The sequence below is a fragment of the Rhizobium sp. BK008 genome (assembly GCF_014197345.1).
Taxonomy (GTDB): domain Bacteria; phylum Pseudomonadota; class Alphaproteobacteria; order Rhizobiales; family Rhizobiaceae; genus Rhizobium; species Rhizobium anhuiense.
The window spans coordinates 171,328-198,223 of sequence record NZ_JACIFK010000007.1; the positions used below are offsets into that span (position 1 = coordinate 171,328).

28 protein-coding genes are annotated in these 26,896 nt (G+C 62.4%); 16 read left to right on the forward strand and 12 right to left on the reverse strand.

Annotated features, from left to right (window positions below; translation table 11 throughout):
• Positions 1-190 precede the first annotated feature (190 nt).
• Positions 191-1,180 carry a helix-turn-helix transcriptional regulator gene (locus tag FHT69_RS24945; protein ID WP_028755475.1) on the forward strand — a complete coding sequence of 330 codons (990 nt, stop codon included), beginning with the start codon at positions 191-193 and terminating at the stop codon, positions 1,178-1,180.
• Positions 1,181-1,209: 29 nt separating this feature from the next.
• Here the strand turns inward: FHT69_RS24945 and FHT69_RS24950 are convergent, their stop codons facing one another.
• From FHT69_RS24950 to FHT69_RS24975, 6 genes are all read right to left on the reverse strand, one after another.
• Positions 1,210-2,088, reverse strand: coding sequence for a GNAT family N-acetyltransferase (locus tag FHT69_RS24950; RefSeq protein ID WP_028755474.1), 879 nt, complete (start codon positions 2,086-2,088; stop codon positions 1,210-1,212).
• A gap of 109 nt (positions 2,089-2,197) precedes the next feature.
• Complete coding sequence (locus FHT69_RS24955; RefSeq protein ID WP_183906106.1) at positions 2,198-4,477, reverse strand: ATP-binding protein; 2,280 nt, start codon at positions 4,475-4,477, stop codon at positions 2,198-2,200.
• 55 nt (positions 4,478-4,532) lie between these two features.
• Positions 4,533-5,036: a signal peptidase II gene (lspA, locus tag FHT69_RS24960; protein ID WP_028755472.1), complete on the reverse strand. Its 504-nt coding sequence runs from the start codon at positions 5,034-5,036 to the stop codon at positions 4,533-4,535.
• The gene (locus tag FHT69_RS24965) at positions 5,033-5,893 is read right to left on the reverse strand and encodes a TrmH family RNA methyltransferase (protein WP_028755471.1); all 861 of its coding nucleotides are present in this window, start codon (positions 5,891-5,893) and stop codon (positions 5,033-5,035) included. Before FHT69_RS24965 ends, lspA begins: the two co-directional genes overlap by 4 nt.
• Entirely contained in the window at positions 5,890-6,987 is a 1,098-nt protein-coding gene (locus tag FHT69_RS24970) for a class I SAM-dependent methyltransferase (RefSeq protein WP_028755470.1), read from the reverse strand. The genes FHT69_RS24965 and FHT69_RS24970 overlap by 4 nt, the downstream gene beginning before the upstream one ends.
• Before the next feature lie 120 nt (positions 6,988-7,107).
• Positions 7,108-7,710, reverse strand: coding sequence for an NUDIX hydrolase (locus FHT69_RS24975; protein WP_097543232.1), 603 nt, complete (start codon positions 7,708-7,710; stop codon positions 7,108-7,110).
• Between the two features lie 106 nt (positions 7,711-7,816).
• Here FHT69_RS24975 and FHT69_RS24980 point away from each other — a divergent pair, with 106 nt between their 5' ends.
• Positions 7,817-8,272 (forward strand): carbon monoxide dehydrogenase subunit G, encoded by a 456-nt coding sequence (locus FHT69_RS24980; protein WP_183906107.1) that lies wholly within the window; start codon positions 7,817-7,819, stop codon positions 8,270-8,272.
• Positions 8,273-8,309: 37 nt separating this feature from the next.
• Positions 8,310-8,744, forward strand: coding sequence for a GNAT family N-acetyltransferase (locus FHT69_RS24985; RefSeq protein ID WP_028755467.1), 435 nt, complete (start codon positions 8,310-8,312; stop codon positions 8,742-8,744).
• A gap of 32 nt (positions 8,745-8,776) precedes the next feature.
• Here the strand turns inward: FHT69_RS24985 and FHT69_RS24990 are convergent, their stop codons facing one another.
• The 3 genes from FHT69_RS24990 to sppA form a co-directional block, all read right to left on the reverse strand.
• Positions 8,777-9,109 carry a LapA family protein gene (locus FHT69_RS24990; protein WP_028755466.1) on the reverse strand — a complete coding sequence of 111 codons (333 nt, stop codon included), beginning with the start codon at positions 9,107-9,109 and terminating at the stop codon, positions 8,777-8,779.
• Positions 9,110-9,228: 119 nt separating this feature from the next.
• On the reverse strand, positions 9,229-9,528 hold the full coding sequence (locus tag FHT69_RS24995; RefSeq protein WP_003544934.1) for an integration host factor subunit beta: 300 nt from the start codon (positions 9,526-9,528) through the stop codon (positions 9,229-9,231).
• A gap of 29 nt (positions 9,529-9,557) precedes the next feature.
• A complete protein-coding gene (gene sppA, locus FHT69_RS25000; RefSeq protein WP_028755465.1) occupies positions 9,558-10,508 on the reverse strand; it encodes a signal peptide peptidase SppA in 951 nt (316 codons plus the stop codon).
• Between the two features lie 224 nt (positions 10,509-10,732).
• Between sppA and lptC the strand changes: the two genes are divergently transcribed.
• From lptC to ptsN, 7 genes are all read left to right on the forward strand, one after another.
• Positions 10,733-11,398 (forward strand): LPS export ABC transporter periplasmic protein LptC, encoded by a 666-nt coding sequence (lptC, locus tag FHT69_RS25005; RefSeq protein ID WP_025554407.1) that lies wholly within the window; start codon positions 10,733-10,735, stop codon positions 11,396-11,398.
• A 14-nt stretch (positions 11,399-11,412) separates the two neighbouring features.
• Positions 11,413-12,048: an LptA/OstA family protein gene (locus FHT69_RS25010; RefSeq protein WP_047617172.1), complete on the forward strand. Its 636-nt coding sequence runs from the start codon at positions 11,413-11,415 to the stop codon at positions 12,046-12,048.
• A gap of 40 nt (positions 12,049-12,088) precedes the next feature.
• The gene (gene lptB / locus FHT69_RS25015; RefSeq protein ID WP_003556077.1) at positions 12,089-12,865 is read left to right on the forward strand and encodes an LPS export ABC transporter ATP-binding protein; all 777 of its coding nucleotides are present in this window, start codon (positions 12,089-12,091) and stop codon (positions 12,863-12,865) included.
• A 315-nt stretch (positions 12,866-13,180) separates the two neighbouring features.
• Positions 13,181-14,740 (forward strand): RNA polymerase factor sigma-54, encoded by a 1,560-nt coding sequence (gene rpoN, locus FHT69_RS25020; protein WP_047617170.1) that lies wholly within the window; start codon positions 13,181-13,183, stop codon positions 14,738-14,740.
• A gap of 78 nt (positions 14,741-14,818) precedes the next feature.
• Positions 14,819-15,742 carry a DMT family transporter gene (locus FHT69_RS25025; RefSeq protein WP_183906108.1) on the forward strand — a complete coding sequence of 308 codons (924 nt, stop codon included), beginning with the start codon at positions 14,819-14,821 and terminating at the stop codon, positions 15,740-15,742.
• Between the two features lie 291 nt (positions 15,743-16,033).
• Entirely contained in the window at positions 16,034-16,609 is a 576-nt protein-coding gene (hpf, locus tag FHT69_RS25030) for a ribosome hibernation-promoting factor, HPF/YfiA family (RefSeq protein WP_025554397.1), read from the forward strand.
• A gap of 73 nt (positions 16,610-16,682) precedes the next feature.
• Positions 16,683-17,147 carry a PTS IIA-like nitrogen regulatory protein PtsN gene (gene ptsN / locus FHT69_RS25035; RefSeq protein ID WP_003570770.1) on the forward strand — a complete coding sequence of 155 codons (465 nt, stop codon included), beginning with the start codon at positions 16,683-16,685 and terminating at the stop codon, positions 17,145-17,147.
• A 79-nt stretch (positions 17,148-17,226) separates the two neighbouring features.
• Here the strand turns inward: ptsN and FHT69_RS25040 are convergent, their stop codons facing one another.
• The 3 genes from FHT69_RS25040 to FHT69_RS25050 all read right to left on the reverse strand — a co-directional run bounded on the left by FHT69_RS25040 (position 17,227) and on the right by FHT69_RS25050 (position 22,047).
• Positions 17,227-19,563: a methyl-accepting chemotaxis protein gene (locus FHT69_RS25040; protein ID WP_183906109.1), complete on the reverse strand. Its 2,337-nt coding sequence runs from the start codon at positions 19,561-19,563 to the stop codon at positions 17,227-17,229.
• 242 nt (positions 19,564-19,805) lie between these two features.
• A complete protein-coding gene (locus FHT69_RS25045) occupies positions 19,806-20,705 on the reverse strand; it encodes a ribokinase (RefSeq protein WP_025554389.1) in 900 nt (299 codons plus the stop codon).
• 115 nt (positions 20,706-20,820) lie between these two features.
• Positions 20,821-22,047 carry a DNA recombination protein RmuC gene (locus FHT69_RS25050; RefSeq protein ID WP_183906110.1) on the reverse strand — a complete coding sequence of 409 codons (1,227 nt, stop codon included), beginning with the start codon at positions 22,045-22,047 and terminating at the stop codon, positions 20,821-20,823.
• A 205-nt stretch (positions 22,048-22,252) separates the two neighbouring features.
• Here FHT69_RS25050 and FHT69_RS25055 point away from each other — a divergent pair, with 205 nt between their 5' ends.
• The 6 genes from FHT69_RS25055 (at position 22,253) to truA (ending at position 26,893) form a co-directional block, all read left to right on the forward strand.
• Positions 22,253-23,749 (forward strand): globin-coupled sensor protein, encoded by a 1,497-nt coding sequence (locus tag FHT69_RS25055; protein ID WP_183906111.1) that lies wholly within the window; start codon positions 22,253-22,255, stop codon positions 23,747-23,749.
• Positions 23,750-23,846: 97 nt separating this feature from the next.
• Positions 23,847-24,362, forward strand: a complete 516-nt coding sequence (gene def / locus FHT69_RS25060; RefSeq protein ID WP_025554647.1) for a peptide deformylase — start codon at positions 23,847-23,849, stop codon at positions 24,360-24,362.
• Between the two features lie 65 nt (positions 24,363-24,427).
• A complete protein-coding gene (locus FHT69_RS25065; protein ID WP_025554648.1) occupies positions 24,428-24,712 on the forward strand; it encodes a FitA-like ribbon-helix-helix domain-containing protein in 285 nt (94 codons plus the stop codon).
• Positions 24,709-25,131 (forward strand): type II toxin-antitoxin system VapC family toxin, encoded by a 423-nt coding sequence (locus FHT69_RS25070; RefSeq protein ID WP_047617160.1) that lies wholly within the window; start codon positions 24,709-24,711, stop codon positions 25,129-25,131. The genes FHT69_RS25065 and FHT69_RS25070 overlap by 4 nt, the downstream gene beginning before the upstream one ends.
• A 20-nt stretch (positions 25,132-25,151) precedes the next feature.
• Positions 25,152-26,087, forward strand: coding sequence for a methionyl-tRNA formyltransferase (gene fmt / locus FHT69_RS25075; protein ID WP_047617159.1), 936 nt, complete (start codon positions 25,152-25,154; stop codon positions 26,085-26,087).
• Entirely contained in the window at positions 26,087-26,893 is an 807-nt protein-coding gene (truA, locus tag FHT69_RS25080) for a tRNA pseudouridine(38-40) synthase TruA (protein ID WP_183903708.1), read from the forward strand. The genes fmt and truA overlap by 1 nt, the downstream gene beginning before the upstream one ends.
• Positions 26,894-26,896 lie beyond the last annotated feature (3 nt).

Consider the following 26,896-nt stretch of genomic DNA (forward strand, 5'->3'; position numbering starts at 1 on the left):
GGCCGACTGCCCGTCGGCCGGGCACAAGTTTTCGTGGCAGCTGATGAAGTCTGCTCTTCCGATAAGTCATACTTTTGATACAATAGGCCTGTAGGGGGCGGCATAATTTGCCCGCAGGGACATTGAAAGACCGCGGGCAATCGATGCGGTTTTGCAGCTCAGTTGTTTGATATCAGCCGGTTGGTGTCCCATGCCAGAAAACGCATCCGCCAATTTCATCGCCCGATTTCAGGGGGCAACCTTCGACGATATGGTCGAGGCTCTGACCAGGGGGTTCGGTTCGTTCGATGCATGGCGCAATGGTCGGGAGAAACCGCTCGACTGGAAGGTTGGCTTCTGGGGTGATGAAAGATTGTCGCTGGTCAGCAACCAGGATTCCGGCGGCTGGGGTGCAAGAACGGCCCATGGAACGCCGGAAACGCTGGCAATCATCATGCCGCGGAGGGGCGCTCTGGATGTAACGCTGGGTCGGAACGTGATCCAAGGGACACCTGGGCGGCTCTTGTTGATGAACAATCTCGAGCCGGAACGGGTTTCCGTACGGGCAGCGCCTCACCGGTCGGATACACTGAGCCTGAACTGGACGATCATCGCTCAAACCGTCGCCTCCATACTGGAGACACCCCTGACCGGGCCAATGGACCTGGCGCCGCTCGTCGATCTTTCCACCGCAGCCGGACAGTTGATCGGCAGCCTCGCCCAAACGATCATCATCGGCATGCGCAACAACGGGCCGCTCCTTCACTCGCCAATCGCCATGTTGAACCTGACCCAGGGGTTTGCCGATCTGCTGGTGCGCTCGGTTCCTCATCGGCTCTCGCACCTTCTCGACAGGAAAATCCACCTGATCGCACCCCGGCATGTCCGTCGGGCAGTTGAATTCATGCATGCGAACATCGCACAGCCGTTGACGATGCAGAGCGTCGCGGAGGCGGCCGGCATTTCTATTCGCGCGCTTGAAAGCGGTTTTCGTGCCTTCAAGGGAACCACACCGGCTGCCTACCTCAGGACGATCCGCTTGCAGGCGGTGCGAGAGGATCTGCGCGATCCTTCAAACCGGCAGCCATTGCGGGACATCTGCTTGAAGTGGGGATTCTTTCACTTTGGCCGCTTTGCGGCAACCTATCGGGCGGCCTATGGAGAGAACCCGTCGGACACCAGAAGGCGAGCCGATCTGTGACGGACGATCGTCACTCGAAGTAGACCAAGTTAGCTCGCGAAGCGGCCGGCGTCGGCGCCGTAATAATTCAGGTAGCGGTCGGAAATGCTGGCGATCGGCAGCACGATCAGCACGTCGGTCGTGTTGAAGGCATGGTCGATGACCGCGCTGGAGCCGACCATGGCGCCGAGGCGCAGATAGCCCTTGATCAGCGGCGGCAGGGCCATCAGCGCCCGCTTCGGGTTGATGGCTTCGACCGGCATCAGGTCCATGTTGCGGGCGAGGTCCGGTAGGGCGCCGACGGCCCATTCGTTCTTCGCCAGCACATTGTGGTAGAGGAAGGACAGTGCCAGCGCATGGCTTTCCAGATAGACGCCGGGGAAGGAAGCGCAGCCGAACATGGCGCTCACGCCGTGCTTCAGCGCATAGGCCCAGTTGCCCTGCCACAGAAGTTCGACGGTGCGCTTGGTGCGATATTCCGGCAGCACACAGGAACGGCCGAGTTCCATGAAGCGCTTATCCGGATGTTTGGCAATGAGGCCCTCGATCTCGAATTCGGAAGCCGAGTAAAAACCGCCATTGGCGATGGCGACATCCTGGCGCAACAGCCGGTAGGTGCCGACGATCTGGTCTTCCGGATCGCCCTCGATTGCACGGTCGAGAACGAGAAGATGGTCGCAGAAAGCGTCATACGCGTCGACGTCGCGCTGGCGGCGCATGGCCTCCAGCGGCAGCTGCGCCTTCATTTCGTCGACGAAGACGCGGTAGCGCACAGCCTGGGCGGCATCGATCTCTCGTGCCGTGCGGGCCAGGCGGGTTTCCAGATTGCCGATGCGGCCGAGAATGTCGCCGTCCTTCTGTGCAGCAGCCGTCGAAGGTCGCGCAGCCTCCGCCGTGGTGTCACGATTCAGGATGTCGATGGCGGACATGGCGATTCTCCCGTTGCCGGCTTATCGACGCCATAAAACACTTCTATACGACAGGAAAGTGACATTTTGAATTTCCCAAACGCAAGGAGCGTACCGGTTTCGACGCGCCTTACCGCGCCTCAGCACGGCGGGCGGAAAGTGCGGCGACAGCCTGAACTTCGGTCAGCAGCCGCACCGGGTCGACCGGCTTAACCATGACGCGGTTGGCGCCGTTGAGCAAGACCTGCCGGCGTGATTCGTCGCTCTTGTCGGCGGTGAGAACGATCACCGGCACCGGGGCAAGATCGAGCCGTCTTTCATGGCCCCGCAGGCGCCCCAGCATGTCGATGCCGTTCCCGCCCGGCATCGACAGGTCGCTGATGATGATGTCGGGCCGGGCATTCGCTTCGCAGAGCGCATAGTCGAGCAGCGACTCGAAATCCTCGACATGGCGCACCTTGTGCCCGCCCTTTTCCAGGACGACGCGCACCAGCATGGCATTGATCGGATCATCCTCGCCGAGCAGGATGCTGAGCCCGCTCGCCGCAACCAGCGTCTCCGTCACCGAAAGGCCGAAGCCCGGCTGGTTGTCGTTCAGCGCGTCGCGTTTCTCCATGCCGCGCATGCGCCCGCGCAGCACGTCGATCAGCGACTGCTCGCGCAGCGGCCGGATCAGCCAGGCGTCGAAGAGGTCGAGCGGATGGGCGCTGCGCTCTTCCGGATTGACGAGCAGGACCTTGCGCAGGCCAAGAGCGGCGATGTCGGCGCGGTCGGCAAGATGGGTGGAAAATTCCGCCGACATCCGGTGGTCGATGATGATATCCGTCGGCCGCTTTCCGCTCTTTGCCAAGCCGAGCAGCGTTGCCCGCGCCGTTTCGCCATCGCCGACGAGATGGCAGAAGCCGCCGAGTGTGCTGATCGTCTCGGCAATGGCGGTGCGGGCCGCACCTGCCGGCGCCAGCAGCACGACGCTGTTGCCGGCAAGCAGCGTGTTTCGCCGGTCGGGGCGCTCGCTGCCGATGTCGACGGGGAAGCGGATGGTGAATTCGCTGCCTCTGCCCTTTTCGCTGGCAACCGTCAGCGCGCCGTTGAATTCGCGCATGATGCGAGCGGAGATGGCAAGGCCGAGCCCGGTGCCGCTGCTCTTGTCGGCAAAGGTCCCGCCCTGCTCGAATTCGCCGAAGACGCGCGCCTGTTCCTCGGCCGTCATGCCGGGACCGCTGTCGGTCACGGTGATCAGCAGATCGCCGGCGTCGAGCGACACGCGGATGAAAACGCCGCCGACCTGGGTGAATTTCACGGCATTGCCGATGACGTTGAAGAGAACCTGGCGCAGCCGCGCCGGATCGAAGCTCATATTCTCCGGCACGTCGGACGATACGGTGGCGCCGATCTCGATACCCTTTTCATGCGCCCGGTGGGCGAGCATCTCGACGACGCTTTCCAGAAGCTTGCGCAGCGATTCCGAGCGCGGGTGCAGCGCGAAGCGGCCGACTTCGATGGTGGAGAAATCGAGCAGGTCCTCGACCAGCTGGGTCAGCGCGTGGCCAGACTGGCGGATGTTCGCCAGATAGTCCTGCTGCTCCTGCGTCAGCCGCGTCTCGGCGATCAGATGCGTCATGCCGAGAATGCCGGAAAGCGGGGTGCGCACCTCGTGGCTGACGGTGGCAAGCAGCCTGGATTTGGCGGCGCTGTTATATTCGGCCTTCTGCCGCGCCTCCTCGCGGCCCTGTGCGATCAGCCGCTCGTCGGTGACGTCGCGGGCAACGCTCTGCAGCAGCAGGCGACCGTTTGCCGGGTCACGGGTGACGACGTCGCGCCAGAGGAAGATGCGCTGGCCCTCCGGCGTCGAGATCTCGACGTCGTAGCAGTGCGGGATCGGGCCGGGGCGGAAGGCAAGCCCGATCTCCTCACAGGTTTTGCCCTCCGGACGCAGCCGCCCGGTCAGGCGGCGAAACGTGTCGTTGGCGGAGATGATGCGCCGGTCCATGGTGCGGCCGAGGGTGATGTCGCCGAGCACGTCGTGCACGTCGGCAAACAGCTTTGCGCCATCGTTCGAATCCGTGGATTTGCCGTTGCGCCGTCCGGCCGTGCGCGACCGTACCATCAGCAGGGCGTAGCTGGCGATGACGGCAAGGCCAAGAACGACGAGACCGCCCGAAAGCAGCAGCGGATCGCCGGCATGGGCAAGCAGCATCAGGATCGTTGCGGCAAGCAGGCCGGCGCCGCCCAGCCAGTAGAACAGCAAGCGCCGCGTCGCGGCAGGCCCGTTCTGGCGGTCTTCGGTTCCCCGGGGTGCCGATGCTTTCGGTCGTGAAAAGATGGCCCCGATCCGCTCTTCATGCGGCTTGGCGGCGGGTCCACCGAAGGCGGCGGACAATCTTTCGTGCAACTGTCCCAGGTTGTGCATGGTACCTGGATAACATGAGGCCTCTTCCGAATGCCTTCAGGAATTCGATAAGATTTTAGCGGCCGGTCTTTTTCGGCAGCAGCAACTCATCGAGAATGACACAACCGGCGCCGATGGTGATGAAACTGTCGGCGAGATTGAACACCGCGAAGGACCAGCTTTCGGTGTAAAAAAGAATGTAATCGATCACATGCCCATAGGCGAAGCGGTCGACGAGATTGCCGATCGCCCCGGCGATGATCAGCGCATAACCGAGATGGGCGAGCCAGCGGTCCTTCGCCGTGCGGTACCACAGCCAGATGACGAAGGCGACGATGACGAGCCGCATGCCGACGATGAACCAGCCGTCCATGCCCGACAGCATCGAAAAGGCGACGCCGAGATTGTAGGTGCGGTAAAGCGCCAGCATCGGAACGACCGGCACGACCTCCTGCAGCGGCAGGTAGTGATCGACGGCGATCTTGACGATCTGGTCGATAAGAACGGCGACGACGATGAAGAAAAGAATCGGCGCCGGGCGCGAAAACAGCGCGGGGCGTGCAAGCGTCTGTTCGGTCATTTGCCCTCGGCAAGTGAGAGGAGATGGCGGCGCGCCTCGAAAAGCATGACGGCGGTGGCGACGGCGAGGTTCAGGGAATCGGCGCGGCCCTGCTGCGGAATGCGGGCAAGCGCATCGGCTTCCCTCGCCAACTGGTCCGGCAGGCCGGATTGTTCATTGCCCATCAGGAGCACGACGGGCTTTTTCCGGTAGTCGATCGTGCGGTAATCGACCGCGCCGGCCAGATGCGTCGCGACGATGGAAACGCCGGCCGATTTCCGCCAGGCGATGAATTCCTCGGGGGTCGCCCGCGCCACCGGAACGGCAAAGACCGAGCCCATGGTGGCCCGCACCGTTTCGAGCGAGAAGGGATCGGTCGTTTCTCCCAGCAGAATGATGCCGGAAGCGCCGGCCGCATCCGCTGTCCGGATGATCGTGCCGAGGTTGCCGGGGTCGCGCACCCGGTCGAGCGCCACCCAGGTCTCGCCATCCCTTGGCCGAATATCCCGCAGCGGCTTCCAGCGCTGCTCGAAAATGCCGACGACCATCTGCGGATTGTCGCGGCGGGTGATCGAGGCGATCACCTTTTCGCTGACTTCGAGCACCAGCCCGCCCGAGGCGACGGTCCTGGCCGCCATCTGCTCGACCAGCGGCTTGCCCTTGGCGGCCTTGGCATAGACCAGCGTGCGGATCGTCCAGCCGAGTTCGATCGCATCGATGACGAGCTTCAGTCCTTCGGCGAGGAAAGTACCGCTTTCCTCGCGCGACTTCTTGTTCGTCAGCGCCTTGATGTCCTTGATGATCGGATTGGCGAGCGAGGTGACTTCCTTCACCTGTCCGACCCTGCGCGGTCCCTGATCGTGGAAGTCCTTGCTCATTTCGGCACCCAGCGGGAAAAGAGGGAAGTGGAAAGGGCGCGGCCCTCAGTCTTGCCGTCAGTGCCGGCTTCGCGAATCACCAGCTCGCCGGATTCGACCACGCCGCCGGCGCCGCGCATCGTCTCGCGCATCAGCTCGTGGATCGAATAGAAGCTGGCGCGGATCGAATAGGCCGTCAGCACCAGGCCCACCGCCTTCGGCGACAGGATCTCGCGGCAGATGTCGAGCATCAATGGCAGATGCTCGAACAGATGCCAGACCTCGCCATTGGGGCCGCGGCCGAATTTCGGCGGATCGGTGAGGATGATGTCGTATTGGCTGCCGCGGCGTTCCTCGCGCAGGATGAATTTCATCGCATCCTCGCAGATCCAGCGGATCGGCAGCTTCTCCATCCGCCCGAGCGCCTGGTTTTCGCGCGCCCAGCCGATCGCCTTCTTCGAGGCGTCGACATGGGTGACCTCGGCGCCGGCAGCGGCGGCAACCAGCGAGGCGACTCCGGTATAACCGAAGAGATTCAGCACCTTCAGCGGCCGACCGGCCTTTTCGACCTGCTCCTTCATCCAGCTCCAGTGCACGATCTGCTCGGGGAAGACGCCGACATGACGGAAAGAGGTGAAGCGGCCGAGAAAATCGACGCCGAGCAGATTGAGCGGCCAGGTCTCGCCGAGCGCTTCTTTCGGAAAGCGCCAGCGGCCGGTGCCTTCCTCGTCGGTATCGCCGGTGAAGACGGCATCGACCTTTTCCCAGACATGGGCCGGCAACGATGGCCGCCACAGCGCTTGGGCCTCGGGACGGATGATGCGGTAAGGGCCGTATTGCTCCAGCTTTTCGCCATTGCCGCTGTCGATCAGGTGAAAGTCGCCGGCGCCGAGCGATTCGAGGATGACAGGCACGCGCTCAGCCGGACGCTCGCCGCTGCGCGTCATCAGGGGGCGCATGACGGCAGCCTGCGCGGCAGCCTCGCGCACAGTCTCGCGGGTCGCCGGTGGTCGCGCGACCGGCTTTGGCGGCCGGCCGGCCCGATCGTCCCTGCGGCTTTCACCGGAGGGACCGGATGTCTTCTTCTGGCCCGGCCGGCGTTCTCTTTGTTTCAACGTGCTCTTCCGCGTCTCTGTCGGGGTGTCTTTAGGCTATGCAGTAGCCCAGAAGACCGTGCCGGATCAACTGCGCGCTGGCTGGCCCCCGCGAGAGGGCGGGTTCTGCGGGCACAGCGCCTATTTCAAGCCCTCGGACGCCTCTCTTCGAAGCCAGCTTTCCGCCGCATAAAGTGCAGCGACATGCATCGACTGCATGATGACGGCGCCGGATTGCAGGTCGCTGAGGATGGCGGCAAGATCGGCAAACAGCAGCTCGACCTTCTCGCCAGGGTCGAAACGCGGTTCGCCGGCCCGGCTCAGACCGAGCGCCAGCCAGCTCGTCACCGCGTTGCTGTGGCTGGCCGCATTCGGATAGGAGGTGAGCAGCTTGACGAAGGTCGAGGCTTCATAGCCGGTCTCTTCCCGCAGTTCGCGCTGTGCCGCCGCCAACGCCGCGTCGCCGGTCTCGCCGTGGCCAGTCTTGCCATCGTCTGGTTCGACGCCGCCGGCGACGAGGCCGAGCACGATCTCGCCGCGGCCGTGCCGGTATTCCCGCGTCAGCAGCACCCGCCCGTCGGGCATGACAGGGATGACGTTGATCCAGTCGGGATAATCGAGCACATGGAATGGCGCGATGACGATTCCGTCGGCGGTGACACAATCGTCGCTCCGCACCCGGATCCAGCGGTCCTCATAGGTGATGCGGCTTGCCGTCACGCTCCAGGGCTTCAGTTCGTTCATCGGCCAATTCCTCGCTCGGTATGGTCACGCAGATAACATTCCCCTCCGCCTTGGCAAAGCGCTTTCCCGCTGGATAAGTTGAGCGAATCGAAGATGGGGCTGCCGAATGGATTTCACCGGCGAAGAACGCATCGCCGCACCGCGGGACGTCGTCTGGGCAGCGCTCAACGATCCCGAGATCATGCGCGGCTGCATTCCAGGCTGCCAGGGCATCGAGCGGCTGTCGCCTGATGCCTTCGAGGCGACGATCAAGGTCAAGTTCAGCCTGCTGTCGGCCACCTTCCACGGCTTGCTGACGCTTTCCAATGTCGATGCGCCGAGGAGCTATACGCTGTCGGCCGAAGGCAAGGGCGGTCTTGCCGGTTTCGCCAGGGGCAGCGCCGATGTCGTACTCGAGCAAAGCGGCGTCGAGACCATCCTGCACTATCGGGCGAGGGCCGAGCTCGGCGGAAGGCTTGCCCAGTTCGGCGCTCGCCTGCTCGATTCGACCTCGCAGAAGCTCGCCGAAGGGTTCTTTTCGGATTTCAACGCCGCGGTCATCGCGAAGATGACGGCGGGGTAGGCTTGGCGCGAGCACAGGGTTTGTTTAAATCGACGTCATGACGTGGACCATCAGGCCGCCGCGGGCGGAAGACCAGGAAATGCTCGCGGAGATCTATCTTTCCGTGCGCCGCGAAACATTTGTCTGGGTCGATCCCGGCAAGTTCCATCGCGAGGATTTCGCCGCCCATACCAACGGCGAGACGGTCTTGGTCTGCGAGCATGCGGATGGCAGTGTCGCCGGCTTCCTGTCGCTCTGGCCGGAGGACGATTTCATCCACATGCTCTACCTGAGACCGGAATTCCAAGGGAAGGGCGCCGGCACGGCGCTGCTGCAGGCGCTGCCGGAATGGCCGCAGCACCGGTACCGGCTGAAATGCCTGGTGAAGAACCGGCGGGCGAAGGCGTTCTACCTCTCCCACGGCTTCCAGGTGACCGGCAATGGCGCCTCGCCGGAAGGCGACTATGAGGAACTGAGTTTTTTTCCGGTTTGACGGCGCCCAAAGCCGTTGAAATCGAGCCGATCTTACCGCGACGGCAGCTGCCCGGCGATTTCTTCGGCGCGGTTCTTGTGACGATCGGCCTCACCCTGCCAGCGGATGGCTTCCTTGGCCTCGGTGCGGGCGCGCTTGCGGTGTTTGCCCTGGCTGAACCAGGTGGCGGCCGAGCCGATCAGCATGCCTGATATCAGCGCGATGAACAGGAAGACGAAGAAGGGCGCGGAAACCGCAAGCACCTGGTCCTCCGGCCGGAACGGATTGAAGGCGAGCGTGACGCTCTGCCGGTTGGCGACGCAGAAGACGATGAGGATGACGCCGAGCGGCAGCAGAATCAGCAGGTTGACGATCTTCTTGGCCATTTGAGGTCTCCACGCGGCATATTGCGCTGGTTTTTTTGAAGGGCGCGTTTGATGCTTGGCAGGATAGGAAAACGGCTCTCGAATTCAAGTGCGGTTTCGCCGCAGGCGGCAGCCGCTGCTCAATCCTCTTCGTCGGCCTGGCCGGGATTGAGCCGCTCGCGCAGCTCCTTGCCGGTCTTGAAGAAGGGAACCCACTTCTCCTCGACGAACACCGTATCGCCGGTCCGCGGGTTGCGGCCGGAGCGGGAAGGGCGATTCTTGACCGAAAAGGCCCCAAAGCCGCGCAATTCGACTCGGTTACCCGCAGCCAGTGCATCCGTGATCTCGTCGAGAACCGCGTTGACGATATTTTCGACGTCGCGGTGATAGAGATGCGGGTTGCGTGCCGCAACTATCTGCACCAATTCGGATTTGATCACAGTCGCCCCCTTAAATTATTGATTTCTTATCAATCGCGGCCAACCTGCCAAACTGAAAGCAGCCCGTCAAGAAGCAACTTTGGGGGCAGGATTCCATTAATATCCTGGGTTTTCATGAGATCATCATAACCGAAGATCGTAATCAACCGCGAAACAGCCCCAGCGAGCAGAAACGGCGTATTGCTCTTCTTGTCCCAGTCGACCATCGGCAGGTCGGCATCGACGCCGCGCGATTTGAGATAGGCGCGGATTTCGGGCTCGCCGCCGATCGTATCGACGAGTTTCACCTTCAGCGCCTGGCGGCCGGTATAGATTGTGCCGTCGGCGAGTTTCAGCACCTCGTCGCGCGGCAGCTTGCGCCGGTCGGCGACCAGGTCGACGAACCAGTTATAGCTGTCGACCACCATGTTGCGGATCATCGCCTTGGCCTCTTCGCTCGCCTCATGGAAGGGCGAGGGCTCGGCCTTCAGCGGCGAGGACTTGATCTCCTGCAGCGAGACGCCGATCTTGTCGAGCAGCGGCTGGATCTGCGGATACTGGAAGATGACGCCGATCGAGCCGGTGATCGAGCTGTCGCCGGCAATGATCGTATCGCCGGCGGTGGCGATCATGTAGCCGGCGGAGGCGGCAAGCGTGCGCACGTCGGAGACCACAGGCTTCTTGGCTGATATTGCCCGGATGGCGTTGAAGATTTTTTCGCCGCCATAGGTCGTGCCGCCGGGCGAGGAGATCGAAATCACCGCCGCCTTCACCTGGTCGCTGGTCTCGACCTTCTTCAGCCGCTCCAGAAGCTCGTCGTCGTCGACGATCAGTCCCGATATCGTCACATGGGCAATATGTGGGCGCTGCGTCCCGGCATCGCCGACGGCGAAGTGGTAGAAGGCGAAACCAAGCGCCACGATGAGGGCAACGGCAATGAGGCGCCAGAAGCCGAGCTTGCGGCGCAACCGCCGGCGATCCGCGATGATCGAACTGTCCATAGAAACCTCCAGCGCTGGCCCGGCTTCGGCATGCCGCCGAGAGGTCCGGTAAAATAAGGCGGCCGCGGCGCGTACGAATGCCACTTTTTGATGTTTTTCCGTTTTGTTGCTTGTTGCAGAAAAAATTCCATATTGGCAAGCCAATGTAATAATGCGAAACGAACTGTGATTGGCGGCCGGCTTTGTTAGAGAGGCGCGGCGATCACCGCACATGGACGAGGCCTATGCTCGACACCCTGAAGAACAACGGAAATGCCGCCTTTACAGGGTCCGGCAGAAGCGCCTATGGCGACGCGTTGTTCCATTCTGCCCGCGTGCGCCGGCTGAAGATATTGCTGCCGGTGGCCGCCCTCATCGTCGCGGCAGGCCTCACCGCGGTGGCGTTGATCAGCATCTATCTGCCCGAGAACATCAAGATGGAAGGCGCCAAGATCGAAAACGGCAAGGTCGTGATGGAGAAGCCGGCGATATCAGGACGCAATTCAGACGGCATCAACTATTCGATGCTGGCCGAAAGGGCGCTGCAGGATATCCGCAATCCCGATCTCATCACGCTCGAGACCATCAAGGCCGCCGTGCCGATGAATGACGGGCTGATCGCGCGCGTCGTCGCCTCGACCGCCGATTACAATCGCGCCACCGACAATCTGCATATGACGGCCCCCTTCACCCTCGTGCTGAGCAGTGGCCTCAATGCGCAGTTCCAGTCCGCCCGGCTCGACATCAAGGGCGGAAACATGCGGAGCGACGATCCCGTCACCATCACCAAGGACAATGCCTCCATTGTTGCGCGGACGATGGAGATAACCGATAAGGGGCGGGTGATCACATTCGAGGGGAATGTTCGCATGAATGTCGATCCATCCACCATCCATAAACAGGGCACTTAACCAGCCGGGTCACCATGACAAAAGATTGTCGCATATCCACTTGCAAGACTGGCATGGCATTCATTGCCGGCGCATTTGCCCTTATCCTGACGGCTTCGGGCGCGCCCGCGCAGCAGGCGGCCACGATGTCGGGCATGAAGCTTTCCAACGACCAGCCGATCCAGATCGAAAGCGACAAGCTGGAGATCCACGACCAGGAGCACACCGCGCTCTTCACCGGCAAGGTCAAGGTCGTCCAGGGCACGACGACGATGCAGTCCGGCAAGATGACCGTCTATTACAAGGACAAGGCGGCAAAGCCGGCCGCTGACGGGGCGCAACCTGCGGCCCAGCCGCAGCAGTCGGGCTCGCTTGCATCGGGAAGTGCTGATATCGACAAGATCCTGGTGACCGACAAGGTCCTCCTGACCTCGGGCACGCAGACGGCGACTGCCGATGACGGCAATTTCGACATGGCCTCGCAGACCTTCATCCTCACCGCGGATGAGGGGAATAAGGTCATTCTGTCGGACGGGCCGAACGTCTTTACCGGCTGCAAACTCACGGTTCACATGCAAACCGGCCAGGCGGAGCTTGAAAGCTGCGGCGGGCGTGTCCAGATTCAGCTCGATCCGAAGTCGCAGCCGAGTACGCAGCAGAAGCAGAACTGAGAAGCCGGCCTCCCACGTGAAATTATCATCGCTATCCACCATGTTCGGCAAGCCCGGGCCACAAGCTGCGGGTGCCGCCGACAAGAGCCGCTATCAAGGAACGCTGATCGCGCGCGGTCTGACGAAGACTTATGCGACGCGACGCGTCGTCAACGGCGTCTCGCTGGTGGTGCGCCGCGGCGAGGCCGTCGGCCTGCTCGGCCCGAACGGCGCCGGCAAGACCACCTGTTTTTACATGATCACCGGCCTCGTGCCGGTGGATGAAGGCACGATCGAGATCGACGGCAACGATGTCACGACCATGCCGATGTATCGCCGCTCGCGCCTCGGCGTCGGTTACCTGCCGCAGGAAGCCTCGATCTTCCGCGGCCTGACGGTGGAGGAGAATATCCGCGCCGTCCTCGAAGTGCATGTGAAGGACAAGGCCGAGCGCGAGCAGAAGCTGAACGAGCTTCTGGAGGAATTCCATATCCAGAAGCTGCGCAAGAGTGCCGCCGTCGCCCTGTCGGGCGGTGAGCGCCGCCGCCTTGAAATCGCGCGTGCGCTTGCGACCGATCCGACCTTCATGCTGCTCGACGAACCTTTCGCCGGCGTCGACCCGATCTCTGTCGCCGACATCCAGAACCTCGTTCACCACCTGACGGCGCGCGGCATCGGCGTTCTCATCACCGACCACAATGTGCGCGAGACGCTGGGCCTCATCGACCGGGCCTATATCATCCATGCCGGTGAGGTGCTGACCCACGGCCGGGCCAACGACATCGTCAACAATCCGGAAGTGCGGCGGCTTTACCTCGGCGACAATTTCAGCCTCTGACGCCAGATCCGGATGATTTTGGCCCGGATCGGCCTGAAATCTGGATCTGGATCGAAATCCAGGAATGAGAGTATGATGTCGTTCGAAAACGGCTCACACGCCCCGGCCGCTCGCCCATGCGACTCGGTTTGAGCCAACAGATTGCTTCAATCTGACCAGGAAAGTCTCCAGCCGCAGAAATTCACCTTGTTGGCATAGTTCCGCTTGACCAAATAGAATAAAAAAGCAATTTTTGGGCCAACTTGGATTTCCGCGGCCTGAGGCCTTGATCAGACGCGGTTTCCCGGAGGAATTGAGGGGAGTTTCGCGTCCGTCATGGCACTGTCCGCCAATCTTTTCCTGCGCCAGACCCAGTCCCTGGTGATGACACCGCAACTGATGCAATCCATCCAGTTGCTGCAGATGACGCATTTTGAACTCAACCAGTTCATTGCCCAGGAAGTGGAGAAGAATCCGCTGCTCGAATTCCCGTCGAATGACGGCGAGGCGGGCGGCGAACGCGGCGAAAGCGAAGATGAGCAGTATGCTCATCAGCCGGAGGATGCCGGTTCCGACGACGGCTACGACAACCGCACCGACGCGCTCTCCAGCGACTGGTACGACAATGGCGGCAGCGCCAGCACCAGCCGGCTGAACGACGAACTCGACGCCAACTACACCAATGTCTTTCCTGATGACGGTGCCCCGCAGCGCCTCGATGCGCCGGAGCTCGTCAGCCAGTGGAAATCGATGCCGGGCAGCGGCGAGGGCGCCGATTACGATCTCGACGATTTCGTCGCCGGCCAGGTGTCGCTGCGCGATCATCTCGGCCAGCAGATCCCCTTCGTCCTGCCTGACATGGCCGACCGGCTGATCGCGCAGAATTTCGTCGACCAGCTCGACGACGCCGGTTACCTGCACGCCGATATCGTCGAGGCGGGCGAGAGGCTGGGCACCAGCGTCACGCAGGCCGAGCGCGTGCTTGCCGCCCTGCAGACACTCGATCCGCCGGGTGTTTTCGCCCGCAGCCTTGCCGAATGCCTGGCGATCCAGCTCAGACAGAAGGACCGGTACGATCCCGCCATGCAGGCGCTGGTCGAAAACCTCGAACTTCTGGCGCGGCGCGATTTCGCCACGCTGAAGCGGATATGCGGCGTCGACGAGGAAGATCTTCTCGACATGCTCGGCGAGATCCGCCAGCTCAATCCCAAGCCCGGCAGCGGTTTCGAGGCGGGTGTTTCCGAAGCGATCATGCCGGATGTGGTCGTCAGGTCCTCCTCGGAGGGCGGCTGGCTGGTCGAGCTCAATCCGGATACGCTGCCGCGCGTTCTGGTCAACCAGTCCTATTTTTCCCGCGTGACAAAGAACGGCGAGGATCACGCCTTTCTCGCCGATTGCCTGCAGAGCGCCAATTGGCTGACGCGCAGCCTCGACCAGCGGGCAAAAACCATCATGAAGGTGGCAAGCGAAATCGTTCGCCAGCAGGACGCCTTCCTGCTGCACGGCGTCGACCACCTGCGGCCGCTGAACCTGAAGACGGTCGCCGAGGCGATCAAGATGCATGAATCCACCGTCAGCCGCGTCACATCGAACAAATATATGCTGACGCCGCGCGGCCTCTTCGAACTCAAATATTTCTTCACCGTCTCGATCAGCGCCGTCGAGGGCGGCGACAGCCATTCGGCCGAGGCCGTCCGCCACAAGATCCGCGCGCTGATCATGCAGGAGAGCCCGGACGCGGTGCTTTCCGACGACGATATCGTCGACATGCTGAAGAAGGGCGGCGTCGATCTCGCCCGCCGCACGGTTGCCAAATACCGGGAAGCGATGAACATCGCCTCCTCGGTCCAGCGTCGCCGCGAGAAGCGGGCGCTCGCCAAGGTCGCTGGCTTCTGAGGCGGCATACTTCGAGCTTGATCGAAGCATCCATCTCCAAATCCCCACTATTACGCTGATGTCTTGAACCAACATCGAATGCCGACCATGCAGCCGCAAAATTCCAGCTTTGCCAGAGAGCTTGTCCTGCTGCTGGTGCTGGCGACCCTCTGGGGTTCCTCCTATACCTTCATCAAGATCGGCGTCGAGACGATTCCGCCCGTGACGTTGATCGCCGCACGCACGCTGATTGCCGGCGGTCTTCTGCTGGCCGTCCTCCGCTACCGGCGTGTCCGCCTGCCGCGCGATCACGCGACATGGCGCCGGTTCCTGCTTCAGGCCTGCCTGAACAGCGTCGTCCCCTTCACGCTGATCGCCTGGGCGGAACAATCCGTCGATGCCGGATTGGCGGTGATCCTGAATTCGGCAACGCCGATCTTCACCTTCCTGTTGACCGTGCTGATTACCCGCCATGAGCAGGTGACGTCGCGAAAACTTTGCGGGGTCATGGCCGGGCTCGCCGGCATCTGCCTGGTCATCGGCATCGAAGCGCTCGGCGGTCTCGGCGAAAACCTGATGGCGCAGCTTGCCATCATCCTGGCGACCATTTGTTATGCAGGTGCCGCGATATTCGGCAGAAACTTCAAGGGGCTCGATCCCGCCGTGCCGGCCGCCGGCTCGTTGATCTCAGGCGCGGTCATCCTCTTGCCCGTCAGCCTCGTCGTCGACCGGCCGTGGGAACTCGATCCGTCGGCGGCATCGATGCTGGCGCTGCTTGGCCTCTCCGCCTTTTCGACGGCGCTGGCTTTTGTGATCTATTTCCGCCTCGTCCAGACGCTGGGTTCGGTCGGCACCACCGCGCAAGCCTATCTCAGAGTGCCGATCGGTGTTGCGATCGGCCTGGTCTTCCTCGGCGAAAGCCTCAGCCCGACAGCCTGGATCGGCCTCGTCTGCGTCATGTCCGGTGTGGCCGCCATGACGGTCCCCGCAAAGGCGGGCACAACGAAAGCGCGAAGTGCTTAAAGCCGATCAGATGGCGATTCGCGATGGACCTGCCTCACCGCGCCTTCCATGCACGTTTATCGAGCATCACTTATCGGGAATTTCCACGCTATTGACTTTTTGGTAACCTCTGGCTAGAAGCGCGCCGCAATCGATGCCGTGAACGGCGTCTGGAGTTATCCCCATCATCCCCAAGGCACCAAGGACCCGCAGGCCTAAGCCGATCTTGCTTGAGATTGCGCGAAGTGCTTGGATGAACCTGAGGCTTGGCGTAAACTGATACCCGCAAACGACCATAAGAAGGGAAACTCCATGAGTGTGCGTGTATCCGGGAAACATATGGAAATTGGTGAATCCTTCCGTCAAAAGATCGAGGACCAAATTGGTATGGCCATCACGAAATACTTCGACGGGGGGTATTCCGGCCAAGTGACCGTGGAAAAAGCGAGTTCTCGTTTCTCCGCAGACTGCAAGCTTCATCTCGACAGCGGGGTGGTGCTGCATGCAGCCGGCGAGGCGACCGATCCGCAGCTTGCTTTCGACGCCGCTTCGGAGCGCATCGAAAAGCGCCTGCGCCGCTACAAGCGCAAACTGAAGGACCATCACGCCGGAAACCACCTGAATGGTTTTGCAGAAGTCGCCTACACGGTCATGGATTCTGTTCCTGATCACGAAGATGAAATTGCCGACGATTTCGCTCCGGCGATCGTCGCCGAAAGCACGAAGCAGCTGAAGACCATGTCGGTCGCCACCGCCGTAATGGCGCTCGACATGACCGATGAGCCGCTTCTCCTGTTCCGCAGCCCCGGCAAGGAACATCTGAACATCGTTTACCGTCGGCACGACGGAAATATTGGCTGGATCGATTCAGCCAATATCAAAGGCTGAGATCAGGGTGATGAGCGGCGGTGTTGCCGCCGCTCCTTGCATCATCTGATCCCGGCGACAGAAGGAAAAAGAAATGGCATTGGCAGATTTGCTCCATCAGGATGCGATCATTCCCGCCCTCAGAGTAAATTCCAAGAAACAGTTGCTTCAGGAATTGGCTGCAAGAGCCGCCAGGATCACCGGGCTTTCCGAGCGGGAGATCTTCGACGTCATCCTGCAGCGCGAACGCCTGGGCTCCACCGGCGTCGGCAACGGTATCGCCATTCCCCACGGCAAGCTGGTCAACATCCATTCGATCGTCGGCATCTTCGCCCGGCTGGAGCAGCCGGTCGATTTCGAGGCGCTGGATGACCAGCCTGTCGATCTCGTATTCCTGCTGCTGGCGCCGGAGGGCGCGGGCGCCGACCATCTCAAGGCTCTGTCGCGTATCGCCCGCGTCCTGCGCGATCACGATCTGGTCGCCAAGCTCCGCGCAACCGATTCCGCCTCGGCGATCTATGCCTTCCTCAACGAAGAGCAGACGTCGAACGCCGCTTAACGCCGTATCGATGAACGCTGACATGTGAAAAGGCGCCGGGTTCCCCAGGCGCCTTTTTCAGGATGAGCGGCTGAAACGATCAGAATTCTTCCCAGCTGTCCTGGGCAACGGCCGCCGAACCGCGCGACGGGGCGGCTGCGTGGCGAACCGCAGGCGCGGCCACCCGATGCGAAGAGACCGCGGCAACAGGGGCACGCATCCTTTGCGCGACGGAGGCGAGTGCGGCGGAGTTACCCCCCGAGACGCTGAAGCGGGTGGCGAGCGTCTTCAGCGTCTGCGCTTCGTCATTGAGGACCATGCTGGCGGCGGTCGCTTCCTCCACCATGGCCGCATTCTGCTGCGTCACCTGGTCCATCTGGTTCATGGCCTGGTTGATTTCCTTCAGGCCGACAGCCTGTTCGCTGGCCGATGCCGAGATTTGCCGGATGAGGTCGTTGATGCCCATCACCTGTTCGGCGATCTTGTGCAGCGTGCCGCCGGCGCGCCCGACGAGATCGACGCCTTCCTTGACCTGGACAGCCGAGGTGTTGATCAGCGTCTTGATTTCCTTGGCGGCATTGGCCGACCGTTGCGCGAGTTCGCGCACCTCCTGGGCGACGACGGCAAAACCCTTGCCGGCCTCTCCGGCACGCGCGGCCTCGACGCCGGCGTTGAGTGCCAGGAGGTTGGTCTGGAAGGCGATCTCGTCGATGACGCCGATGATCCGCGAAACCTCCGTCGAAGACTGTTCGATCCCTTGCATCGAGGCAATCGCCTTCTGCACCACTTCGCCGGATTTTTCCGCATCCTGGCAGGCGAGGTTGACGTTGTCGGCAGCCGTGCGCGCATTCTCGGCGCTGGAATCGACCTGCGCGGTGAGCTCGTTGAGCGCGGCCGCCGTCTCTTCCAGGCTTGCCGCCTGCTGTTCGGTGCGCTTGGCGAGGTCGGAAGCGCTGCTGCTGATCTCACCGGTGCCGGAGCCGATATTGGCGACGCTGAGGTTCATCGTGTTGATGGTCTCTTCCAGGCTCGCCAGGGCGGCGTTGAAATCCTGTTTCAGCTTGCCGTATTCGCCGGGGAAGTCGTCGGTGATGCGGTGAGCGAGATTGCCCTGCGACAGCTCGGAAAGGCCGGCGCCGACGATCGAAACGATATGGCGCTGCAGCGATAACGATTCCTGGCGTTCCGATTCCGAGCGGCCGCGCTCGGCTTCCGCAGCCTGACGCTCTCGGGCCGCCTCGTCCTCAAGGCGCCGGCTGTCGGCGAGCTTGAAGCGGAAACCTTCGAGCGCCTTGGCGACCGAGCCGATTTCGTCGCTGCGCTCCTGGGCGGCGACCGGTTCGGCATATTGGCCGTCGCTGAGCGCCTTGACGCTGGCGACGAGACCGCCGAGCGGCCGCTGCACGAAAGAGCGGACGGCGAAATAGAGCGCCAGCATGACCGCGCCGAGCACGATCAGGCCATTGACGATCATCATGTAGGTCTGGTCCTGCACCGGGGCGTTGATCGCCGTGTGCGGGACGTCGACGAGCACGACCCAGGTGGCGTTGACGCCGGGAACCGCGAAGGGATAGACGACGCGGTCGAAGGGAGCGAGGCCGTCATAGGTGAGGTTGCTGACGAGGCCGGGCTGCTTGCTCGACAGCGCCGTCTTGACGATGTCGGCGCCTTCGCCGCTATATTCCTTGGTCATCAGGTCGGGGATCGGCGCGACGATCCAGTTGCCGGCCTGCGACAGCAGCGTGACGCGGCCCGAGCCGAAAGGATGCAGCGCCTGCAGCTTGTCGGTGAGCGACTTCAGCGAAATGTCGACGCCGGCGACGCCGATCATCTTGCCACCCGACATGACCGGATAGGCGATCGAGGTCAGCAGCGTCGGAACATCCGTTCCTTCGGCCATATAGGGCGTCGTGATCGCGCCCTTGCCGCTGTCGGCGGCGAGCTTCCACCATTCGGCGGTATAGTCATTGTCGAAGGTCGAATACTGGATGCCGCCATCCTTGGTCTTCGACCAGTAGGGCGTGAAGGCGCCGTTCTTGCTCGTGCCTTCGTCATTATTGTTGGCGATCTCGGTGGTCTTGCCATCCAGCGCGCCGAGCTGCTCGCAGAACCAGCTGCCGAAGGCGAAGGCGTTCTGTTCGAGATTGGCCTTCAGCACGTTGATCATGCCCTTGCGATCGAGCGACTTGCCTTCATGGCCGCGGCCGACGACGCCCGACATGGTGCGCGCGGCGCTGGCGAGTTCGCCGACATTGGCGGCGATTTCATTGGCGATCGATTTTGCCTCGAGGTTGGCCTGATCCATCGTCAGGATCTGGACCCGATCCCGGGTCTGACCGATGAGGAAAAAATTCGAAACGATGAGAACAAGCGCGATGGCGATGCCGGTGATGACGATGAGTTTCGCCGCAAGCGATTTCATTCGAAAAATGAACATGAGGTCCTCGGACAAGGATGCGCCGAACGGGCATTCTCCGGCGCAGGAGCGAAGGCATCGCCCCGTCATGGAGCCGCCGCGTGGTTGCCGATTCCTGAAAGCGCGAGGAACCTGCGACCGCGGGCAACATCGCCAGAGATCTCTTAAATTTGAATGAAACTTGCTTGATCAAGGCAAGGAAAACCGCCGGAACACCCTGAATTACCGGGGGTTTTGCCGGCGGCTTCGCAAAGGGACGCTTCCTATATTCTGTCTGCGACTTCCTCGCTCCAGGGGATCGAAGGTTGCGCGCCGGCCTTCAGGCAGGCGAGCGAACCGGCGACGGCCGCACGGCGCAGCGCCGAGGCAAAATCGAGGCCGTCGTCGAGGCTGGCAGTGAAATAGCCGCAGAAGGTATCTCCCGCGCCGACCGTATCGACGGGTTCGATCTTGAGGCCCTGTGCCCGTGAAATTGCCCCGTCGCGAATGGCGATGACGCCATCGCCGCCGAGCGTCACGATCAGCGTCTGGCCCGTCTCCGCATGCAGGCGGGTAAGGGCGGCCTCGCGCGCTTCAGCGTCCATGCCCTCCTGGCCGGCCAGCCGCTCGAACTCGGTCTCGTTGGCAATGACGATATCGGCGAGCCGGCCGAGTTGGGCCGCATCGGGGATGAGCGGCGCAAGGTTGAGGATGCTGGTGACGCCCTTGGCGCGGGCTGCCGACAGCGCGCGTTCGACGGCGGCCGCCGGCACTTCGAGCTGCAGCATCAGGAGATCGCCTTCGTTCATGCGGCCGACCGCTTTCTCGGCATCGGCAGGCGTGACCAGGCCGTTGGCGCCGGGAACGACGGCAATCATGTTTTCGCCGTCGCCGCCGACAAGGATCAGCGCCGTGCCCGTGGGGCCGTCGACATGCTTGACGAGAGAAAGGTCGGTGCCGGCATCATCGAGCAGGGCCAGCGCATCCGCGGCGAAGCCATCCTTGCCGACGGCGCCGGCCATATGCACATAGCGGCCGGCGCGGCGCGCTGCCAGCGCCTGGTTGGCGCCCTTGCCGCCGGCGGCCGTGGCAAAGCCGTTGCCGGCCACCGTCTCGCCGGGCTTCGGCAGGCGCTCGGTCGTGGCGATGAGATCCATGTTGATGGACCCGAAAACTGTGATCATCAGGGTGTCCCGTCTTTTGGAGCCTGCAAGCGACGTCATGGCGAAAACTAGGCGCGGTTTTCGGACGGCGTCATGCTCCTGCTGTTTCATGCGGGCGAGACACTGCCCGAAGCGGTCACTCCTCGTCAACCACCCGGAGCTTCAGAAGACCGGTGCGGCTTTCCATCGATTTGGCCGCGGCTTCGCTGTCGCGGGCAGGCTTTGCCTCGCCGCCGCCCGCCTCGAATTCCAGCGCTTCGATCCTGGCGCCGCGCTTGGTGAGCTTGTCGGCTGACGTGACCACCATGTCGATATCCTTCTGCGCCATGGCGAAATGGCCCTGCAGCTTGCGCACCCGCTCGTCGAGCCGGCCGAGATCGTCCATCAGTATTGCCACCTCGCCCTGGATCAGATGCGCCTGCGCCCGCATGCGCTGGTCCTTGAGCACGGCCTGGATGACCTGGATCGACAGCATCAGCAGCGACGGCGAGACAATGACGATGCGCGCCCGGTGCGCCTTCTGCACCACGGCCTCGAAGTGCTCGTGGATCTCGGCGAAGATCGATTCCGAGGGCACGAAGAGAAAGGCCGTATCCTGGGTTTCGCCCTGGATCAGATATTTCTCGGAAATGTCCCGGATATGGATCTCCATGTCGCGGCGGAACTGCTGGCCGGCGATCTTGCCGGCCTCGGGGCTGCCGGCGTCGCGGATCGCGTTCCAGGCTTCGAGCGGAAATTTCGCGTCGATGACAAGCGGCGGCGCGTCGTTCGGCATGCGGATCGTGCAGTCCGGCCGTGAGCCGTTGGAGAGCGTCTGCTGGAAGGTGTAGGCGCCCATCGGCAGGCCGTCGGCGACGATCGTTTCCATCCTCGACTGCCCGAAGGCGCCGCGCGTCTGCTTGTTGGACAGAATGGCCTGCAGCCCGACGACATCCTTGGCGAGGCTCTGGATATTGTTCTGCGCCGCATCGATGACCGCCAGCCGCTCCTGCAGCCGCCGCAGGTTCTCATGCGTCGATTTCGTCTGTTCGGTGATCGTCGAGCTGACGCGCTGCGACATGCCGTCGAGGCGTTGGCTGATCGTCTGGTTGAGTTCGCTCTGCCGCGCGCCGAAGACCTCGGTCATCGCCGCGATGCGGCCCTGCATCTCCGCCTGGATCTTCAAAAGCTCGGCCATGCGCGCTTCGGTTTCCCCGGCGCGGAAGCTCGCCTCCTCGGCCTGTTCGCGGCGAAGGCTGGCGCCGCGCAGCAGAAGCACGATCACCAGCAGGACGAGGGCGGCGAGAACCCCGCCGCCAAGCGCCAGCATGGCCGGACTGATCGAGGCAAGGGAAAGGGCGAGCGATTCGGAATGGACGGTCATACCGCGAGCATAACAGAAGACACGGCAATATATAGATCAAAACGTGAACAGAATTGCCGGCCCTTACGATCTTCACAGGCTGCTGCTCTTCCCAGCTGATGAAGAAGAAATCGCCGGCCGATTTAACGATTGCTCAACCATATTCGCCAAAACCTGTGGCGCAGAAATTCCTTCCCGCGCCTTGCGCCAAGTACAGAGACCCTCCATGACATCCCAGCAGACCGACAGTGCCCTCAGGCAGCGCCTCGATTTCATCGAACTGGATGAGGCGGCGCGCAGGTCGATGCGGGATCTGCGCCCCGTCATATCGGAACTGATCGGCGGCGCCCTCGATAAATTCTACGCCAAGATCGTCAGGACCCCTGCGGTCGCAGGCTTTTTCGCCGATAAGAACCACGTCGGCCATGCCAAGAAGCGCCAGCAGGATCATTGGGCCAATCTTGCCGGCGGTGCATTCGACGAGAGCTATGTCGACGGGGTCACGGCGGTCGGGCGGACGCATGCCCGCATCGGGCTGGAGCCGCGCTGGTATATCGGCGGTTACGCCATCGTCATGTCCGAACTCGTCAAGGGCATCATGGAGAAACAGTGGCCGTCGGTCTTCGCGCGCCGGCAAGGCAAGCAGCTGGCCGAGAAGCTGTCGGCCGTCATCAAGGCCGGCATGCTCGACATGGATTATTCCATCTCGGTCTATCTCGAGACGCTCGAAGCCAAGCGCCGGGCCCTGGAAGAGGAGCGCACCCGGGCCGAATCCGACCAGGCAGTCGCGCTGGAACAGCTGCGCCGCGGCTTGGAAGCGCTGTCGCGCGGCGATCTCGAAGCCACCCTGCCGTCCGACCTGCCGGGCAATTTCAGGCAGATGGCCGAGGATTACAACCGCGCCGTCAGGGCGCTAAGCCAGTCCTTCGCCTCCGTGCGCGAGACCTCGGGCCATATCATGAGCGGCGCCGACGTCATTGCCAATGCGACCAACGATCTGGCGCTGCGCACCGCCCAGCAGGCGGCCGGTGTCGAGGAGAGCTCGGCGGCGCTGCAGCAGCTTTCCGTCAGCGTCGGCCAGACGGCCGCCAATGCCGAGAAGGCTTCGGCCGCCGTACGCGAGACGCAAGAGAAGGCGAAGAATTCCGGTGAGCTCGTCACCAGCGCCGTTTCGGCGATGGCCGGCATCGAGAAATCCTCGACCGGGATCTCCAAGATCATCGGCGTCATCGACGAGATCGCCTTCCAGACCAACCTCCTGGCGCTGAACGCCGGTGTCGAGGCAGCCCGTGCCGGTGATGCCGGCAAGGGTTTTGCCGTCGTCGCCCAGGAGGTCCGCCAGCTCGCCCAGCGCACGGCGGATGCGGCCAAGGAGGTCAAGAACCTGATCTCGCAGAGCTCGACCCAGGTCAATCAGGGCGTCGGCATCGTCTCCAGCACCGGCGAGGCGCTGAACGACATGATCAGTCGTATCGACATCATCAACCGTTTCGTCGCCGATATCGCCGCCGCCGCCCGCGATCAGGCGACCGGCGTCAACGAGGTCAGCGTGGCGGTCCGCAACATGGGGGCGATCACCCAGCAGAATTCGGACATGGTCGAGCACTCCTCAGCCGAAACCCGCCGCCTCAAGGACGAGGTGGAGAAGCTGATCGAGCTGCTGCGGCGCTTCCGCGCCCGGCCGGAGGGGCATTCCGCCCTCGCTGCCCGCCGGGCGGCCTGAGGAGAATATGGCAAAATTCCAGGCGGGGATGGAAAAAAGCGTATTCCCCGCCTGCCGGATAATTCCATAGTCGGAAAAGATGGGTTATGGGAACGCCATGACCATCAAGCCACTCATCATTCTTCCCGATCCTATTCTCCGCCAGCTGTCCAAGCCGATCGAGCGGGTGGATGCCGACCTGCAGCGTCTCGCCGACGACATGCTGGAAACCATGTATGACGCACCGGGCATCGGCCTTGCCGCAGTCCAGATCGGCGTGCCGCGCCGCATGCTCGTCATCGACGTCTCGCGCGAGGGCGAGGAAAAGCAGCCGCAGGTCTTCATCAATCCGGAGATCGTCACATCGTCCGACGAGCGCTCCGTCTATGAGGAAGGCTGCCTGTCGATTCCGGATTATTATGCCGAGGTCGAGCGCCCGGCCGTGGTCTCGGTCAAATATCTCGACCGCAACGGCAAGGAACAGACGGTCGAAGCCGATGGCCTGCTCGCCACCTGCCTGCAGCACGAGATCGACCACCTGAACGGCGTGCTCTTCATCGATCACATCTCACGTCTGAAGCGGGAGATGGTCATCAAGAAGTTCACCAAGGCGGCGAAGTCCAAGGCGCTCTGAGCAGCACGTTGAAAACTTATCGGCAAAGCACTATGATATCAGTGATATCATGATGGAGGCGCCGCATGGGTGATTTTCTGATCAGGAATATTTCCGAGGCGATGAAGCGAGACATTGCGGAATCGGCGCAGCGGAGCGGAAACAGCCTTTCTGACGAGGCCAAGGAACTTTTGCGGGAAGCGCTGAAAAGGAAAAACGAAGCAAAGCCCGAGACTTTGTCGGCCTATGAAGCAATACGCGCCGCTTTTGTCAGCGAAAACGCAGTGGACGATGAATTTGCTGCAATCATGGACGAAATCGAGGCCGCGCGGAAAAAGGATTTCGGCCGGCCGTTCGAGGATTTCGAATGATCGTTCTCGATACCAATGTGGTTTCCGAGTTCGCCAGGCCATATCCAAGTGAAAAGGTGAAGGCTTGGATATTGCGGCAGGATAGCTCGCGAATCTGGTTTTGCACGGTCGGCTTGATGGAGCAGATTTATGGAGCCGAAAGGGTTTTCTTGAAGACCGGATCGGACCGCTTCTTCCGGGCTATCCAGAATTTGGTAAAAGGCCAATTTCGTGACCGCATCGTTGGCTGGGATTTGGAAACGGCTATAGTGACTGGTCGCTTGCGGGCGAAACGCGAAAGCATCGGGCGGCCGATTTCGGTCCAGGACGCCATGATCGCCGCTATCTGCCTTGCCAACGGTGCGACGCTCGCCACCCGCAATGTCAAAGATTTCGAGGGGCTTGATCTCAAGCTCGTAAACCCGTTTGAAGACGGCTGATCCTCAATTGGCGAGATAGAATGTCTCTTCGCATCATCTTCATGGGAACCCCCGAGTTCTCGGTTCCGACCCTGCGCCTGCTCGTCGATGCCGGCCACCGGATCGTTGCGGTCTATACCCAGCCGCCGCGGCCGGGCGGGCGGCGCGGGCTCGATCTGCAGAAATCGCCGGTGCATCAGGCAGCCGAATTGCTCGGTCTGCCGGTTTTCACCCCGGTCAATTTCAAGGACCCAGAGGAGCGCGAGAGGTTTCGCGCCCTCAATGCCGATGTCGGCGTCGTCGTTGCCTACGGATTGTTGCTGCCGGAGGCGATTCTGAACGGCACGAGGGATGGCTGCTACAACGGCCATGCCTCGCTGCTGCCGCGCTGGCGAGGGGCTGCACCCATCCAGCGGGCGATCATGGCGGGCGATGCAAAGACCGGCATGATGGTGATGAAGATGGACAAGGGTCTCGATACCGGCGCCGTGGCGCTGACCCGCGAAGTCGAGATCGGCCCGAACATGACGGCTGGCGAGCTGCACGACCGGCTGATGCTCGTGGGCGCCAAGGCGATGGCGGAAGCCATGGTGAAACTCGAGATGAACGAACTGCCGCTGACGCCGCAGCCGGAAGAGGGCGTGCTCTATGCCGCCAAGATCGACAAGGCCGAGACCCGCATCGATTTCGCCAGAAACGCCAGGGACGTGCACAATCATATCCGCGGCCTGGCGCCGTTTCCGGGCGCCTGGTTCGAGCTTGCGATCGGCGGCAAGCCGGAGCGGGTGAAGGTGCTGGCCTCCGAGCTGGCCGAAGGGCAAGGCGCATCAGGCGAATTGCTGACGGACGATCTCGTCGTCGCCTGCGGTTCGGGCGCGGTGCGGCTGACCAGGCTGCAGAAGGCCGGCGGCAAGCCGCTGGCCGCGGCCGATTTCTTGAGAGGCACGCCGCTTGCGGCCGGCACGAGGCTTAGCTGATGCCGCGTTTCCGCATGACCGTCGAATATGACGGCGGCCCCTATGTCGGCTGGCAACGCCAGGAAAATGGTCCCTCGGTGCAGGGCGCGATCGAAGCGGCGGTGCTGTCGCTGACCGGCGAGACGGTGTCGGTGCGCGGCGCCGGCCGCACCGATTCCGGCGTCCATGCGATGGGCCAGGTCATCCATGCCGATCTTTCGAAGGACTGGTCGCCCTACAAGCTGCAGAATGCCTTGAACGCGCATCTGCGGCTGGCCGGCGAGCGCGTCTCCATTCTCGACGTCGAGGCGGTTCCCGAATTCTTCGATGCTCGGTTCTCGGCGCTGCGGCGCCATTATCTCTACCGCATCGTCAGCCGCCGGGCGCCGCTGGCGCTCGACGCCGGCAAGGCCTGGTGGGTGCCGAAGGGGCTCGACCACGAGGTCATGCATACCGCCGCTCAGAGGCTGGTCGGCCGGCACGATTTCTCCACCTTCCGCTCGGCCCATTGCCAGGCAAACAGCCCGGTGCGCACGCTCGACCGGCTGGATGTGACCCGCAATGGCGAATTGATCGAGATCCGCGCCACGGCGCAGAGTTTCCTCCACAACCAGATCCGTTCCTTCGCCGGCACGCTGAAGCTTGCCGGCGAAGGCAAATGGACGCCCGACGATGTCGAGGCGGCGCTTCAGGCGCGTGATCGCAAGGCCTGCGGCCCGGTGGCGCCGCCCGACGGGCTCTATTTCATGCAGGTGGATTATCCCGACGTCATCATCGACCGCCGCCGGCAGGTCAGCGATACCGATGATGATGCCGATCTTTCGTAGGCC